The organism is Pseudomonas sp. FG6, from assembly GCF_057809015.1.
Map to the genome: position 1 here is coordinate 69,048 of NZ_JBMDJD010000003.1, position 14,741 is coordinate 83,788.

At 65.4% G+C, this 14,741-nt stretch carries 12 protein-coding genes and 2 riboswitches; of the genes, 6 read left to right on the forward strand and 6 right to left on the reverse strand.

Annotated features, from left to right (window positions below; all coding sequences use genetic code 11):
* Nucleotides 1–7: 7 nt before the first annotated feature.
* Both ACODSJ_RS02715 and ACODSJ_RS02720 read left to right on the forward strand, forming a co-directional pair.
* Nucleotides 8–2,170 carry a hybrid sensor histidine kinase/response regulator gene (locus tag ACODSJ_RS02715; RefSeq protein ID WP_489100262.1) on the forward strand — a complete coding sequence of 721 codons (2,163 nt, stop codon included), beginning with the start codon at nt 8–10 and terminating at the stop codon, nt 2,168–2,170.
* A gap of 54 nt (nt 2,171–2,224) precedes the next feature.
* Nucleotides 2,225–2,500 (forward strand): peptidylprolyl isomerase, encoded by a 276-nt coding sequence (locus ACODSJ_RS02720; RefSeq protein ID WP_003182808.1) that lies wholly within the window; start codon nt 2,225–2,227, stop codon nt 2,498–2,500.
* 293 nt (nt 2,501–2,793) lie between these two features.
* On the opposite strand, the gene ACODSJ_RS02725 is transcribed toward ACODSJ_RS02720, so the two are convergent.
* The 6 genes from ACODSJ_RS02725 to cobW all read right to left on the reverse strand — a co-directional run bounded on the left by ACODSJ_RS02725 (nt 2,794) and on the right by cobW (nt 11,648).
* Nucleotides 2,794–3,135 carry a YdcA family protein gene (locus ACODSJ_RS02725; protein ID WP_489100263.1) on the reverse strand — a complete coding sequence of 114 codons (342 nt, stop codon included), beginning with the start codon at nt 3,133–3,135 and terminating at the stop codon, nt 2,794–2,796.
* A gap of 83 nt (nt 3,136–3,218) precedes the next feature.
* The gene (locus ACODSJ_RS02730) at nt 3,219–4,865 is read right to left on the reverse strand and encodes a phospholipase D-like domain-containing protein (protein ID WP_489100264.1); all 1,647 of its coding nucleotides are present in this window, start codon (nt 4,863–4,865) and stop codon (nt 3,219–3,221) included.
* 95 nt (nt 4,866–4,960) lie between these two features.
* On the reverse strand, nt 4,961–5,515 hold the full coding sequence (locus ACODSJ_RS02735) for a vWA domain-containing protein (protein ID WP_489100265.1): 555 nt from the start codon (nt 5,513–5,515) through the stop codon (nt 4,961–4,963).
* A gap of 101 nt (nt 5,516–5,616) precedes the next feature.
* Entirely contained in the window at nt 5,617–6,618 is a 1,002-nt protein-coding gene (locus tag ACODSJ_RS02740; protein WP_489100266.1) for a magnesium chelatase ATPase subunit I, read from the reverse strand.
* 188 nt (nt 6,619–6,806) lie between these two features.
* On the reverse strand, nt 6,807–10,580 hold the full coding sequence (cobN, locus tag ACODSJ_RS02745; RefSeq protein WP_489100267.1) for a cobaltochelatase subunit CobN: 3,774 nt from the start codon (nt 10,578–10,580) through the stop codon (nt 6,807–6,809).
* 3 nt (nt 10,581–10,583) lie between these two features.
* Nucleotides 10,584–11,648, reverse strand: coding sequence for a cobalamin biosynthesis protein CobW (gene cobW, locus ACODSJ_RS02750; RefSeq protein ID WP_489100268.1), 1,065 nt, complete (start codon nt 11,646–11,648; stop codon nt 10,584–10,586).
* Between the two features lie 102 nt (nt 11,649–11,750).
* Nucleotides 11,751–11,977, reverse strand: a riboswitch (cobalamin riboswitch).
* 218 nt (nt 11,978–12,195) lie between these two features.
* A riboswitch (cobalamin riboswitch) is annotated at nt 12,196–12,432 on the forward strand.
* A 97-nt stretch (nt 12,433–12,529) separates the two neighbouring features.
* On the opposite strand from cobW, the gene ACODSJ_RS02755 reads away from it, so the two are divergent.
* The 4 genes from ACODSJ_RS02755 to cobM all read left to right on the forward strand — a co-directional run bounded on the left by ACODSJ_RS02755 (nt 12,530) and on the right by cobM (nt 14,648).
* Nucleotides 12,530–12,718, forward strand: a complete 189-nt coding sequence (locus tag ACODSJ_RS02755) for a CbtB domain-containing protein (RefSeq protein WP_489100269.1) — start codon at nt 12,530–12,532, stop codon at nt 12,716–12,718.
* 11 nt (nt 12,719–12,729) lie between these two features.
* Nucleotides 12,730–13,425, forward strand: a complete 696-nt coding sequence (locus tag ACODSJ_RS02760) for a CbtA family protein (protein ID WP_489100270.1) — start codon at nt 12,730–12,732, stop codon at nt 13,423–13,425.
* Nucleotides 13,422–13,826 (forward strand): cobalamin biosynthesis protein, encoded by a 405-nt coding sequence (locus ACODSJ_RS02765; protein WP_489100271.1) that lies wholly within the window; start codon nt 13,422–13,424, stop codon nt 13,824–13,826. The genes ACODSJ_RS02760 and ACODSJ_RS02765 overlap by 4 nt, the downstream gene beginning before the upstream one ends.
* Before the next feature lie 75 nt (nt 13,827–13,901).
* Nucleotides 13,902–14,648: a precorrin-4 C(11)-methyltransferase gene (cobM, locus tag ACODSJ_RS02770; protein ID WP_489100272.1), complete on the forward strand. Its 747-nt coding sequence runs from the start codon at nt 13,902–13,904 to the stop codon at nt 14,646–14,648.
* Nucleotides 14,649–14,741: the final 93 nt, after the last annotated feature.

Here is a 14,741-nt window from a genome sequence, read left to right on the forward strand (position 1 = left end):
TGGCCCGATGAATGCAACACCCACCGGCAGCGACACACACAGCCTGCTGGCCCGACTGGACTGGGCCAGCAGTCCGCTGGGCACTGTCCAGACCTGGCCCCAGAGCCTGCGCACGGCCGTGGACATGGTGCTCCACAGCCCGCTGCCGATGGCCTTGCTGTGGGGGCCGCAACTGACCCATCTCTACAACGACGCCTTTGCCCGGCTGGCCGGCGACAAACACCCGCACGCGTTCGGCCAGCCGACCCACACGGCATGGCCGGAACTCAAGAGCGTCACCGAACCGATTTACCAGCGCGTGCTGCAAGGCCAGACGCACCGTTGCCGCGACCAGCAATGGCGCCTGCCGTTCGCCGGGCGCCTCTGCGATGTCTGGCTGGACCTGACCTACGGCCCGGTGCACGACGAGAGCGGTCACGTGGCCGGGATCCTGGTGACAGCGATCGAAACAAGCGAACGGCGGCGCATGGCCCTGGAGTTCGAACGGCGCTCCGAGGCCAGCCTCAAGGCCCAGCAGGAAAGCGAAGAACGGCTGCAACTGGCCCTGGCCGCCGCCGAGGCGTTGGGCACCTGGGACTGGGACATCAGCGAAGACCGCTTCATCGCCGACGAGCACTTTGCCCTGTTGCACGGCGTCGAACCGCGCTTGTCGCGCCAGTTGCCCATCAGCGCCTACCTCGAAGGCGTGCACCCCGAAGACCGGGCGATGGTCACCCGCAGCATCAAGCACTGCATCACCCACGGCACCGAATACGCCGAGGAGTACCGCCTGTTGCATACCGACGGCGAGTTGCGCTGGGTGTTCGTGCGCGGTCGCTGCTACAAGGACCGCCACGGCCGGCCCAAGCGGTTTCTCGGCGCGGCGCTGGACCTGACCGAGCGCAAGCGGACCGAGGAAGCGCTGCGCAACCTCAACGAAACCCTTGAAGAACGCGTCATCGCCCGCACCCGGCAACTGGCCGAGGCCAACCATCGCCTGCAAAACGAGATGGCCGAACGCGAGCGCGCCGAGGAAGCGTTGCGCCATGCCCAGAAGATGGAAGCCGTGGGCCAGCTCACCGGCGGCATCGCCCACGACTTCAACAACATGCTCACCGGCATCCTCGGCAGCCTGGACCTGATGCAACGCTACATTGCCAACGGTCGGATCGATGAAATCGGTCGTTTCACCGAAGCCGCCGTGTCTTCGGCCAACCGCGCCGCCGCCCTGACCCACCGATTGCTGGCCTTTTCCCGGCGCCAATCCCTGGATCGCAAGCCGCTGGACGCTAATGAGCTGGTCTGCTCGCTCGAAGACCTGCTGAGCCGGACCACCGGCGATCACATCGTCCTGCGCCTGCAATTGACCGATGAACTGTGGCCGGTCAGTACCGACGCCAGCCAGTTGGAGAACGCCCTGCTCAACCTGGTGATCAACGCCCGCGACGCCATGCCCGACGGTGGCGAGTTGACCGTCGAAACCGCCAACGTTTACCTCGACGGCGATGACCTCAACACGCTGGAGCCGGTCAAGGCCGGGGATTACGTGATGATCGCCGTGCGCGACAACGGCAGCGGCATGACCCCGTCGGTGCTGGCGAAAGCGTTCGACCCGTTCTTCACCACCAAGCCCATTGGCCAGGGCACCGGGTTGGGGCTGTCGATGATCTACGGCTTTGCCCAGCAATCGGGCGGGCACTTGAGGCTGGACAGCGTTCCGGGCCAGGGCACGCGGGTGGAGTTGTACCTGCCCCGGCTGCACGTCATCCCCACCGAGGCCCCCGCGACACCGACAGCGGTCGACGCCCCACCGGCCATCGCCGGGGAAACCGTGTTGCTGGTGGAGGATGAGCCGGCGGTGCGGATGCTGGTATTGGACCTGCTGGAGAACCTTGGCTATACCGCCCTGCAGGCGCAGGATGCCAAGAGTGCGCTGGCACAGCTGGAGTCGGAGCAGCGTGTCGACCTGCTGGTGACCGATGTCGGCCTGCCCGGCATGAACGGCCGGCAGTTGGCCGAGATCGCCCGGCAGCACCGGCCCAGCCTGAAAGTGTTGTTCATGACCGGCTATGCGCAGAAAGCTGCCGAACGCCAAGGGTTCCTCGAACACGGCATGGACATGGTCGCCAAACCTTTCACCCTGGATCAGTTGGCGAACAAGATACGGACGATGATCAACCATGACGCCTGACTTGAGGCATAATCGCCGCCCCGTTGCCACCCCATACCCCAGGTCACCGCTGCAATGAAAGCCCAAGCCCGCCACATCCTGGTGAAAACCGCCGAAGAAGCCGAACAGCTCAAGCAACGCATCGCCAAGGGAGAAGCCTTCGATGTGCTGGCCAAGAAATACTCCACCTGCCCCTCAGGCAAACGCGGCGGCGACCTCGGCGAAGTGCGTCCGGGGCAGATGGTCGGCGTGATCGACGCGGTGATCTTCAAGAAGCCGCTGCGGGTGGTGCACGGGCCGATCAAGAGTAAGTTCGGGTATCACTTGGTGCAGGTGTTCTATCGGGATTGACGGCTGGCCTATAGCCCCCTGAGGGAACAAAGTTGTACTTGGCACACCCCCGGGCCCAGTGGGAGCAAAGCTTGCTCGCGATGGCAGTCTCACATTCAACATCTTCATTGACTGTCCCGACGCCATCGCGAGCAAGCTTTGCTCCCACAGGTACAGCCTCACTGTCACCCTGTTACCGGGGAATCAACGCCCCCGGCACCTGGATCACCCGACTCGCCAGAAGATGCCCCGCCTCGGCCGCCTCCACCGGACTGCCGCCGAGCCTGCTCCCACAAAATGCGGCGATGCGGGGACTACTTGCGCTTGTAGCTCTTGCTGCCCCCAGGCGTGAGGCAATAGACCCCACCCCGGGGACCGACGCAATAACTGCCGCTGCCGCATTGGCAGCCATCGTCGGACTTGAGCAAAGGCTGCGCCCGGACCTCATTGCTCAGCCCCAGCATGGCGGAACAGGACTTTTTCGACGCACTGATAGAGCCATCGTTACACAGGAAGGTATCGCCATCACACCCGGCAATGCCCCCCTTGCCTCCGGAGCATGGCTTATTGGCAGCGAGGGCCGAAGTAGAGAGGGCCAACAACAGGATCGCGACACCGGCGCGAAGCAAAGCAGACGTTCCGTGACAAGGGTGCATGGCAGCTTCCAGGCTAATTGATGGCTCTATGCTAGCACCGGATATCATCTATGCCCAACGCTCAAAACATCGCTTACCACCCGTCAGCGCCCGCAAAACCTCACCCGGGACAACATCCGCAAATCCCCCTCGCGGTAGTAGTCATCGCTCCAGCCGTCATCCACCGCCAGCGGCCTGACCTGCTTGAGGGCAAGTTGTTTGGCGAAGTAGCGAAAGCGGTAGTGCTCATAGAAGCGCAGCAGTTCCAGCCCGTAGCGGTCGGCCAGGTCGGTGTTGCCCTGGATGATGAGGTAGTTCTCATCGTTACCGTTGCTGGCGGCGGCGCTCAGGTTGTGGCTGCCACTGAGGATGGTCGGCGTGTCGCTGGTGAAGTCGGTGACGATGGCCTTGGTGTGGACCAGCAGGTTGCCCTTCTGGCCTTTCATGTTTTCCCGCAGCCAACCTTCCAGGCCGGTGTTGAGCAGCGCGGTGGCAGCGAATTCGGCGGTGCGGTCGGCGTGGAAACCGGTGATGCGGCTCTTGGTGTTCTGCAGGCCGTAGCGCAACACGTCGTCGTTGGGCTGGCCGAGCAAGGCGTCGAGGATGCGGTCGGGCAACACGAATGCGGTGACGAACAGCAGGTCCTTGCGGGCGCCGTTGATGATCTCGACGAAGCGGCCCAGGTCGCCCTCACCCGCACGCGGCGAAAACCCGGCGAACAACGGTTCCTGCGGCGCCATAGGGTTGTTCAGGGTCAGCCACTGGCGCGTGGCATCGACGTCCTGCGGCGCGGCCCAGATCTGCTCGAACACTTGATGGTAGCTGTCACTCACCCGTGGATCGTCCAGCACATGAACGACGTTGGCCTGGCGGTAGACCCCGTTGGCGGTGAAATTGGTGCTGCCGCACAGCACCGCTTCCGGCTGCAATGAACCGTTGCCGTCCACTTTGCTCAGCACAATGAACTTGTCGTGGAAAATGTTCTGGGTGACTCGCCCACGCTTGTTGGTCGCGGGCATGTCCGCGAGGCTGGCTTCGTTGCGTGCCGTGGTGTCGTCGCCCGGCTCGGCGTGGTACAGCACTCGCACCTGGGCGCCACGTGCGTGGGCGGCACGCACCGCATCGACGATGGCCGGCAACTCGTACTCGTAGATGGCGACATCCAACGCCCAACGGGCGTCCAGCGCCCGGTCGATGAACCCGATCAAACGCCCCAGCAAGCCATTTTCCAACCAGCGGCGCGGCGCGTCGGGCCAGGCATCGATAGACAGGTTCTTGTTGGCGCTGATCAGCGCGTCCAGTTCGGGAAACTTGCGCTGGAACGCCTGGCTGGCGGCCACCGCACGATTGAAGATCACCTGCTGGTTGGCGGGCTGCCCGTCGTCGCTGGTGACCGAAACTTCCAGGGCTTCGCCCAACTGCGGCGCATCGGGACTGCCGTAAGCCAGGTGCACGCGGTAATGCAGCGTCACACCCGGGTTGACGGCGTAGTCGGCCCAGCGAAATTTCTGCAAAGGCGCCTTGTCGCTGGGCGTGGCGTGGAACTGGGGAAAGGTGTGGGCCTTGTCGGGAAAGGTCAGGCTGTTGAACAGGAACAGCCAGGGCTTGTTGCCTTGCTGTTTCTCGATGGCAAAACCCAGCAAGCCCTTGCGCCGGTGTTCGGCCAAATCCATGGCGAGCAGCACGCCGTTGGTACCGGCATAAGCCTTGACCCGAAAATCGTCCTGGGCGTTGGTGACGAGTACGCGCATGGTTCACTCCTGTGAGGGTGGGCTGAGCATAGTGCAGGGATGCAGATTAAGTAGACAGATCAGGTACCGAGGTGATGCTTTCGCGGGCAAGCCCATCACTGCTCATCAATGTGCCGATACTCAGCCCCCAGCAGCCCCGCCAACTGCCGGGCCCGGCCCAGGCGAATCGGGCCGCGTTCGATGTCGATCAACAGGCTGGGACAATCCAGGGCAGGCCACGACACCCCTTCCTTCACCCGCCCATCGGTCATCACCAACACCCGCTGCTGCTCCGCCGGGTAACGCTTGCGCCGCGCCACCAGCCAGCGCCCGGCCTCGTGCAGCGCCGCCAGCAATGGCGTCCCGCCTCCAGCGCCCAGCCCATCGAGCCAGTCGCGCAGGCCAGCCGAAGCCTTGAGTCCCTGCACCTGCCAGTCGGGCGTCGTGCCGCTGGCGGTCAACAATGCCAGGCGCGCGCGTTGGCGATAAGCGTCGTCGAACAGTTGCGCCAACAGCCCCTTGCCGTCGCTCAACGCTCGATGGCGGCGGGTCGAGGCCGAGGCATCGACGATGACCAGCCACAGCTCATGGGGCGAGCGATGGCGTCCGTGGAACGACAAGTCTTCACGCTGGCGCGGACGCCCCTTGAGCAAAGTGCCCGGCCAGTTCACCGCACCGCTGGCCGCCGCTTTGCTGCGGCCCTGGTGGCCCTGGTCGAGGCGTCCGGCGCGGGGTCTGGCATCCGCCCCCGCAGACGAACGGGGGCGAATGCCTAGGGCTTTTTTGGCCAGCTCGGCACGTCACGCCGGGCGCCGGTCGGCAGGGCCCGAGCCGGCAGGTCACCCCACTGGCCCTGGCCCTCGTTGGACGAGGTCGTTTCGCTCGCCGCCGAGGAAGGCGCCTGGGACGGTGTCGGCGCCGAATGTCCACGCCGACGATGGCGCAAGGCAAATTCGGCGACCGCATCGATGTCTTGCCCGGCGATGGCCTCAGCGCCGCGCCAGGCGGCATGGGCCCGGGCGGCGCGCAGCCAGACCAGGTCGGCACGCAAGCCATCGACCCCGGCGGCATAGCAACGCTCGGTGATCTGCGCCAGCGCCCAGTCGTCCAGGGCAATGCCGGCCAACCGCTCGCGCGCCTGCTGGCAACGTTCGCGCAACTGCTGCTGGGCCGCCGCCCACTGGGCGCAGAACGCCGCCGGGTCGCTGTCGAAATCCAGCCGCCGGCGGATGATCTGACCGCGTTCAGCCGGCGCCGTGTGACCGTCGAGGGCCACGTTCAGGCCAAAGCGGTCGAGCAATTGCGGGCGCAACTCGCCTTCTTCCGGGTTCATGGTGCCGATCAGCACGAAACGCGCCGGATGCCGATGGGAAATGCCATCGCGCTCGATCAGGTTGGTGCCGCTGGCGGCGACGTCCAGCAACAGGTCCACCAGGTGATCGGGCAGCAGGTTCACTTCATCGACGTACAGCACGCCGCCGTCGGCCTTGGCCAGCACGCCGGGCGAAAACTGCGCGCGCCCCTCGCCCAGGGCCGCGTCCAGATCCAGGGTGCCCACCAGCCGTTCCTCGGTGGCGCCCAGGGGCAAGGTGACAAACTGACCGCTGGCCAACAGGTCCGCCAGGCCCCGGGCCAAGGTGGACTTGGCCATGCCCCGCGGGCCTTCGATCAGCAAACCGCCGATTTTCGGGTCGATCGCCGCCAGGCACAGGGCCAGTTTCAAGTCATCGGCACCGACCACGGCGCAGAGTGGGAAATGAGGGGGTTGGGTCATGTGGAATGTCTCATGGGTGGTCGGCTGAATGGCTCATGTGTGGCGAGAGCCTACTGTGTGGGAGCAAGGCTTGCCCGCGATACAGGCAACGCGGTCCTTGATAAACCGAGGCGTCTGCATCGCGAGCAAGCTTTGCTCCCACAGCTTTGCTCCCACAGAGAGGGTATTGGAGCTGCTGATCCTGCACATCAGCCCTCTTCCTCTATGTCCAACAACAAATTCTCCAACGCCTCGCGATACTCGCCCGGCGCCTGCCACATCCCCCGCTGCTGCGCTTCGAGCATGCGCTCGGTCATGTCCCGCAGGGCGTCGGGGTTGTGCTGGCGGACGAAATCCCGGGTGTCCGGATCGAGCAAGTAGGCATCGGCCAGCAAGGCGTACTGGTGATCGTCGATCAACTGCGTCGTGGCGTCGAAGGCGAACAGGTTGTCCACCGTCGCCGCCAATTCGAACGCGCCTTTGTAGCCGTGACGCTTGACCCCCTCGATCCATTTCGGATTGGCCGCGCGGGAGCGGATGACGCGGTTGAGTTCTTCCTTCAGGGTGCGGATCTTCGGCAAGTCCGGCTGGCTGTGATCGCCATGGTAACTGGCCGCTGCTTCGCCGCTAAGGGTCTCGACCGCCGCCAGCATGCCGCCCTGGAACTGGTAGTAGTCATTGGAATCGAGCAAGTCGTGTTCGCGGTTGTCCTGGTTCTGCAGCACCGCTTGCACCTGGCTCAGGCGCCGGGAGAACGACTCGCGGGCAGCGGTGCCGTCGTCACTGCCGCCATAGGCGTAGCCGCCCCAGTTCAGGTACACCTCGGCCAGATCTTCGCGGCTCTGCCACAAGCGACCGTCGATGGCACCTTGCACGCCCGCGCCGTAGGCACCGGGCTTGGCACCAAAGATCCGCCAAGCGGCCTGACGGGCCGCGGCCTCCGGCTCAAGGCCCGACGCCCGCAAGGCTTCGCGCTCGCTGCGCACCTTCGCCGCCAGGGGGTTCATGTCATCGGGTTCATCCAGGGCCGCGACGGCCTGCACCGCCGCGTCGAACAAACGAATCAGGTTGGCAAACGCATCACGGAAGAACCCCGACACGCGCAACGTCACATCGACCCGTGGCCGATCCAGCAGGCTCAGCGGCAGGATCTCGAAGTCATCGACCCGCTGGCTGCCCGTGGCCCACACCGGCCGCACGCCCATCAGCGCCATGGCCTGGGCGATGTCGTCGCCGCCGGTGCGCATGGTGGCGGTGCCCCACACCGACAGGCCGAGTTGGCGCAGGTGATCGCCGTGGTCCTGCAAGTGCCGCTCAAGGATCAGGCTCGCCGACTGGAAACCAATGCGCCAGGCCGTGGTGGTGGGCAGGTTGCGCACGTCCACCGAGAAAAAATTGCGCCCGGTGGGCAGCACGTCCAGGCGTCCACGGCTTGGCGCGCCGCTGGGACCGGCCGGCACGAAACGCCCGCCGAGGGCATCGAGCAAGCCGCGCATTTCCGCCGGGCCACAGGCGTCCAGGCGCGGGGCCACGACCGCGCACAGGTGGTCGAGAATGCTGCCGACCGCCTCCCAGCCCGGCCCTGCCAACGGCTCGCCCACGCCGTCCAGCGCTTGTTCGATCAATTGCGCGGCAAACAGCTCCAGGCGCTCGCGGGTATCGCCCGTGGTGCGCCAGGGCTCGGCGCTGACCCCGAGCAACGCCTCGGGACGATCACCGGTCCAAGGTTCGGCCAGGGCACAATCCAGCGGATCGAAGCCCAGCTCGAACGCCTTGGCCAGCGCCCGCAGCAGGCTCGATTGCGCACCCTTGCCGTCGCCCCGGGGGATGCGCAGCAACGCCAGCAAGGTGTCGATGCGCAGCCGTCCGCTGGGCGACTCGCCAAAAATGTGCAGGCCGTCGCGGATCTGTGACTCCTTCAAGTCACACAGGTAAGTGTCCAGGCGCGGCAGCCAGATCGCCGCGTCGGCCTCGCTGTCCAGGGAGGCGTCGAGTTGCAGTTCGCGGTCGATGTGGGTCTCGCGCACCAGGTTGAGAATGTCCCGTTGCAGCTCCCGTGCGCGACGCGGATCGAGCAGCTGCGCCTCGTAGTATTCGTCGGCCAGCAGCTCAAGATTACGCAGCGGCCCATAGGTTTCGGCGCGGGTCAGCGGCGGCATCAAGTGGTCGATGATCACCGCCTGGGTACGGCGCTTGGCCTGGGCACCCTCGCCCGGGTCGTTGACGATGAACGGATAGATATTCGGCAGCGGCCCCAGCAGCACGTCCGGCCAGCAGTGTTCCGACAGGCCGACGCCCTTGCCCGGCAGCCATTCGAGGTTGCCGTGCTTGCCGACGTGGATCACGCCATGGACGCCGTAGGTGTGGCGCAACCAGAAATAAAACGCCAAGTAACCGTGGGGCGGCACCAGGTCCGGATCGTGATAGACCGCACTCGGGTCGACCTGATACCCCCGCGCCGGCTGGATGCCGACAAACGTCAGGCCCAGGCGCAAGCCAGCGACCATCAGGCGACCGTCGCGGAACATCGGGTCCTGCTCGGGTGCGCCCCAGCGTTCCAGCACCGCTTGGCGATTGGCCTCGGGCAGCGCGTCGAACATGGCCTGGTACGCCTCCAGCGCCAGGCTCTGGTGACAGGGCCGCAGGTCGAGGCTGTCGAGGTCATTGCTGACCCCACCCAGCAGTTGCTGGATCAACGCCGTGCCGCTGGCCGGCAGTTCGGCTGGCAGTGGATAGCCTTCGCCCTGCATGGCCCGCAGGATATTCAATGCCGCCGCCGGGGTGTCCAGGCCGACGCCGTTGCCGATGCGCCCATCCCGGGTCGGGTAGTTGGCGAGGATCAGCGCGATGCGCTTTTGCCCGTTGGGCAGGCGTGCCAGTGTGGTCCAGCGGCGAGCCAGTTCGGCGACGAAATCCATGCGCTCGGGCACTGCCCGGTAGCAGACCACGTCGCTCTGGCTGCGCTCGCTGCGCCAGGCCAGGTCCTTGAAGCTGATGGGACGGCTGATGATCCGCCCATCCAGTTCCGGCAAGGCAATGTGCATCGCCAGGTCCCGTGGGCCCAGGCCCTGCTCGCTGGCGCGCCAGCCGGGTTCGTTGTCCTGGGCGCAGATCGCCTGGATCACCGGGATGTCACGGCGAAACGGCCGCAGGTGCGGGGCTTCGGGGCTCGACTGAGCGAAACCGGTGGTGTTGAGGATCACCGCCGCCTGCACGTCGTCCAGCCAGTCCTCCACCAGCGCCAGGCACCCGGCTTCCTTGAGGCTCGCCACAGCCATCGGCAGCGGGTTGAGCCCCGCCGCTTGCAGGCGCTGGCAGAACACGTCGATGAACGCGGTATTGGCGGCTTGCAGGTGGGAGCGATAGAACAGCAGCGCCGCCACGGGCTGGTCGAGCTGCCAGTCGGCCCGCCAATCGTCGAGGCTGGCGCTGGTTCTCTTCGGATGGTAGATCGCCGTGCGCGGCAACGGTTGCGGCGCTTGCCAAGTGTAATCACGGCCGAACCATTGGCTGCCCAGGTTGTAGAAAAAATCCAGGGCATTGCCCAGCCCGCCCTGGCGCAAGAACTGCCAGAGCCGGTCGCGGTCCTCGACGGGGACGTTGCTCAGGTCGCTGAGCTCCGGGTCCGGACGATCGTCCCCCGGCACCAGGATCAGCTTCACGCCACGGGCAGCCAGGGTCATCAGGCGTTCGATGCCGTAGCGCCAATAGGCGATGCCGCCGTGCAGCGACAGCAGGATCACCTTGGCATGTTGCAGCACGTCCTCGAAATACAGGTCCACCGAAGCGTGGTTCTGCACCTGCATCGGGTTGGCGAGGCGAAACTCGGGATAGTCGCCCGGCAACTGCTTCGCTGCCTCGGCCAGCAGCGCCAGGCTGGAATCGCCGCTGCACAGGATCACCAGTTCGGCGGGGGTCTGCCCCAGGTCGGCGATGTTGTCATCCGACACAAAGCCGCCGGGCTGGGTCCTGAGCAGGTGCATGGCTTAGACGCTGAGGGCGGCGCGCAATTGCGCTTCGAGTTGGGCGGCATCCAGCGCCTGGCCGATCAGCACCAGTCGGGTAACCCGGGCTTCATCGGCGCCCCATTGGCGGTCGAAGTGCTTGTCGAAACGCGTGCCCACGCCCTGCACCAGCAAACGCATCGGCTTGTTCGGGATAGCGGCGAAACCCTTGACCCGCAACACGCCGTGCTGGACCACCAGTTGCGTCAGGGCGTCGAGCAGCAGGCTTTCGTCGGCCTGGGGCAGCTCGATGGAAATGGAGTCGAAGGCGTCATGATCGTGGTCGTCATCATCGCCGTCATGGTGATGGTCGTGATGGCTGTGGCGGCTGTCGATGTGTTCTTCGGAGCCGACACCCAGGCCGATCAACACGTCCAGCGGCAGGCGCCCGCTGCTGGCTTCGATGACCTTGACCGCTGGCGGCAGCTCCTCGGCCACTTCCAGGCGGACTTTCGCCAGGTCTTCGGGACTGATCAGGTCGGCCTTGTTGAGGATCACCAGGTCGGCGCTCGACAGTTGGTCGGCGAACAGTTCGTGCAGCGGCGATTCGTGATCCAGGTTCGGGTCGAGCTTGCGCTGGGCGTCGACCTGGTCGGGGAACGCGGCAAAGGTGCCGGCGGCCACGGCCGGGCTGTCGACCACGGTGATCACTGCATCGACGGTGCAGGCATTGCGGATTTCCGGCCACTGGAAGGCCTGGACCAACGGCTTGGGCAGGGCCAGGCCGGACGTTTCGATCAGGATGTGGTCAAGATCGCCACGCCGGGCGACCAGCTCGCGCATCACCGGGAAGAACTCTTCCTGCACCGTGCAGCACAGGCAGCCGTTGGCCAGCTCGTAGACGCGACCGTTGGCTTCTTCTTCGGTGCAACCGATGGAGCACTGCTTGAGGATTTCGCCGTCGATGCCCAGCTCGCCGAACTCGTTGACGATCACGGCGATGCGACGGCCTTGGGCGTTGTCGAGCATGTGGCGCAGCAAGGTGGTTTTACCCGAGCCGAGGAAACCGGTGACGATGGTGACGGGAAGTTTGGCCAGTGTTTTCATCGGATGCCCTTTGGCAAGGTGGCGGGCAAACGGGACGACTGCCGCAGGCCCAGGCACAAGCACGCGGAAGATTTCGCCACCGGATCACCCCGCCCGGTTGTAGTGAGAATCTGTTTCGAGGCAGGTCTCCTGGCTGACGGCGGGCCAAGGCTTTACCAAAAGCCTGGCGGGCAATGACTGCGCCTTCCCGTGCGCCTTTATAAAAGGGCATGCACAGTGGCCTTGCAGAAACCTCACCGTTCACAGTTGCGGGGGCAGCCGCGGCTTGGACCGCGTTCCCTTCTTAGCTCCGGCGCATGCGCCGAAGAACCTCGAACGCGCAAGGCTACGCAGGGTGTGTGGGCGGGTCAATCGCCGCAAGTAATATGCCGGACGCGGTTGTGGCGAGGGAGCTTGCTCCCGCTCGGTTGCGCAGCGACCGCAAAGAGCCGGGGGCCGCTGCGCCCGAGGCGTCGAACCGGCCCAGCGGGAGCAAGCTCCCTCGCCACAACAGCCCGCTCGCCGCGCCCCTTGTGCATTGACGCACCGCCCCCGCCCATGGTCTCCTGTGCGCCTATCAGTTATGGGTGCCCTTAGAGGGTGAAACGGGAAACCGGTGAATCGTGTGCTTTACTTCAAGGCCACGTCAGTCCGGTGCTGCCCCCGCAACGGTAAGCGAGCGAAGCGTCTGAGCCACTGTGTATGCCCTGCTACAAAAAGGGCGCATGGGAAGGTGACGCTTGCAGGCAAGGCCCATGCCCTGCCCCTCGCGAGCCCGGAGACCGGCCCATACATGCTCAACAAACCCGCGGTGGGCGGGCGCTGTTCGAACCCTGGCGAGCCTTCGCCCGGGTTTTCATTGCGCTCGATCCACCCGCTGGACAACAACAGAGGGAAGCGCCATGTCGACCATCACCAGCATTGCCCGCAGCACCCGCAGCACCACCACCCTGAGCCAACGCCTGAGCGCCGCGATCTTCGCCTCGATCCTGGGTGCCGGCCTGGTCTATTTCGCCGGTTTCTCCCACATCGAAGCGGTGCACAACGCCGCCCACGACACCCGTCATAGCGCCGCATTTCCTTGCCACTGAGACCAGACGACATGATCAAGCGTATCGCGCAGACCGCCGGTTTCAGTGGATTGCTGGCCGCCCTGCTGCTGACACTGCTGCAAAGTTTCTGGGTATCGCCGCTGATTCTGCAGGCCGAAACCTATGAGAAGGCGCCGGCAGCCGAGGTGCATGAACACGCCAATGGCGTCGCTCACACCCATGACGCCGAGGCCTGGGAACCCGAAGATGGCTGGCAGCGCGTGTTGTCCACCACCGGCGGCAACCTGGTGGTAGCAGTGGGTTTCGCCTTGATGCTGGCGGGCCTGTACACTCTGCGCGCGCCGACGCGTACCTCCCAGGGCCTGCTCTGGGGCCTGGCCGGTTATGCCACGTTCGTCCTCGCGCCGACCCTCGGCCTGCCCCCAGAGCTGCCCGGCACGGCAGCCGCCGACCTGGCCCAGCGGCAGATGTGGTGGATCGGCACCGCCGCATCCACGGCAGTGGGCATCGCCCTGATCGCCTTCGGCCGGCACTGGCTGCTCAAGCTGCTGGGCGTGGCGACCTTGCTGGTGCCCCATGTGATCGGTGCGCCGCAACCGGAAGTCCACTCGATGCTGGCGCCTGAAGCACTGGAAAGCCAATTCAAGATCGCCTCGCAACTGACCAACGTCGCGTTCTGGCTGGCCCTGGGCCTGATCAGCGCCTGGCTGTTCCGCCGCGGCGACCAGGCCCACCACGACGCATGACCACCGAGCCGATCCTGGTGGTCGGCCTGGGGTGCCAGCGTGGTTGCCCGGCGAGCACGCTGCGCGCCTTGCTCGAACAGACGCTGCAGGCCCACGGCATCGCACTCCAGCAGGTACGGGGCCTGGCCAGCATCGATCTCAAGCAGGATGAGCCCGGGCTGCTGGAACTGGCCGGGCAACTGGCCCTGCCACTGACCTGCTTCAGTGCCGAACGTCTGGCCGGTTATCAGGCACGGCTCAGCCATCTTTCCGACATCGCCTACGAGCGGACCGGTTGTTACGGCATCGCCGAAAGCGCCGCCCTCGCCCTCGCCGACCAGTGGGGCACGGCACCGGCAACGCTGCTGATCACCCGCCAGCGTGGCCCCAAGAGCACGTTGGCATTGGCGGTTGTGTCGTAAATCCCGATAATCGGCCCGCCGGATCATGAGCGATCCTCATCTAGCCCCCTCACCCACCTTCCACAGGAGCCGGTCATGACCGTCTATTTCATCGGCGCTGGCCCCGGCGACCCTGAACTCATCACCGTCAAGGGCCAGCGACTGATCCGCCAGTGCCCGGTGATCATTTATGCCGGCTCTCTGGTGCCCAAGGCCGTGCTGGAGGGGCATTGCGCCGAGCAGGTGGTCAACAGCGCCGAACTGCACCTGGAACAGATCATCGAACTGATCGCGGCCGCCCACCACAAAGGCCAGGACGTGGCCCGGGTGCATTCCGGCGACCCGAGCCTGTACGGCGCCATCGGCGAGCAGATCCGCTGCCTGCGGGAATTGGGTATTGCTTTCGAGATCATCCCGGGCGTGACCGCCACGTCAGCCTGCGCCGCCCTGCTGGGCGCCGAACTGACCCTGCCGGACGTGTCCCAAAGCGTGATCCTCACCCGCTACGCGGACAAGACCGCGATGCCTGCCGGAGAAGAACTGGCCAGCCTGGCGCAGCACGGCGCGAGCATGGCGATTCACCTGGGGGTCAATCATCTGGAAAAAATCGTCAGTGAGCTGCTGCCTCACTACGGCGCGGATTGCCCGATCGCCGTGATCCACCGGGCGACCTGGCCGGATCAGGATTGGGTGCTGGGCACGCTGGCCGACATTGCCGAAAAGGCACAGGCCAAGGGCTTTCGCCGTACGGCGCTGATCCTGGTGGGACGGGTGTTGGGCAATGATGTGTTCAGCGAGTCATCGTTGTACCGCGCCGGGCATGCGCATCTCTACCGGCCCTGAACTCGCCAGAAAATCCACCTGGATCCCCCTGTGGGAGCAAGGCTTGCCCGCGAAGGCGTCACCTCGGTCTATCAGCTACACCGAGGTGTTTGC

Coding starts and splice junctions, on each gene's coding strand:
- ACODSJ_RS02715 (WP_489100262.1), top strand. CDS start 8: ATGAATGCAACACCCACCGGCAGCGACACACACAGCCTGCTGGCCCGA.
- ACODSJ_RS02720 (WP_003182808.1), top strand. CDS start 2,225: ATGAAAGCCCAAGCCCGCCACATCCTGGTGAAAACCGCCGAAGAAGCC.
- ACODSJ_RS02725 (WP_489100263.1), bottom strand. CDS start 3,135: ATGCACCCTTGTCACGGAACGTCTGCTTTGCTTCGCGCCGGTGTCGCG.
- ACODSJ_RS02730 (WP_489100264.1), bottom strand. CDS start 4,865: ATGCGCGTACTCGTCACCAACGCCCAGGACGATTTTCGGGTCAAGGCT.
- ACODSJ_RS02740 (WP_489100266.1), bottom strand. CDS start 6,618: ATGACCCAACCCCCTCATTTCCCACTCTGCGCCGTGGTCGGTGCCGAT.
- cobN (WP_489100267.1), bottom strand. CDS start 10,580: ATGCACCTGCTCAGGACCCAGCCCGGCGGCTTTGTGTCGGATGACAAC.
- cobW (WP_489100268.1), bottom strand. CDS start 11,648: ATGAAAACACTGGCCAAACTTCCCGTCACCATCGTCACCGGTTTCCTC.
- ACODSJ_RS02755 (WP_489100269.1), top strand. CDS start 12,530: ATGTCGACCATCACCAGCATTGCCCGCAGCACCCGCAGCACCACCACC.
- ACODSJ_RS02760 (WP_489100270.1), top strand. CDS start 12,730: ATGATCAAGCGTATCGCGCAGACCGCCGGTTTCAGTGGATTGCTGGCC.
- ACODSJ_RS02765 (WP_489100271.1), top strand. CDS start 13,422: ATGACCACCGAGCCGATCCTGGTGGTCGGCCTGGGGTGCCAGCGTGGT.
- cobM (WP_489100272.1), top strand. CDS start 13,902: ATGACCGTCTATTTCATCGGCGCTGGCCCCGGCGACCCTGAACTCATC.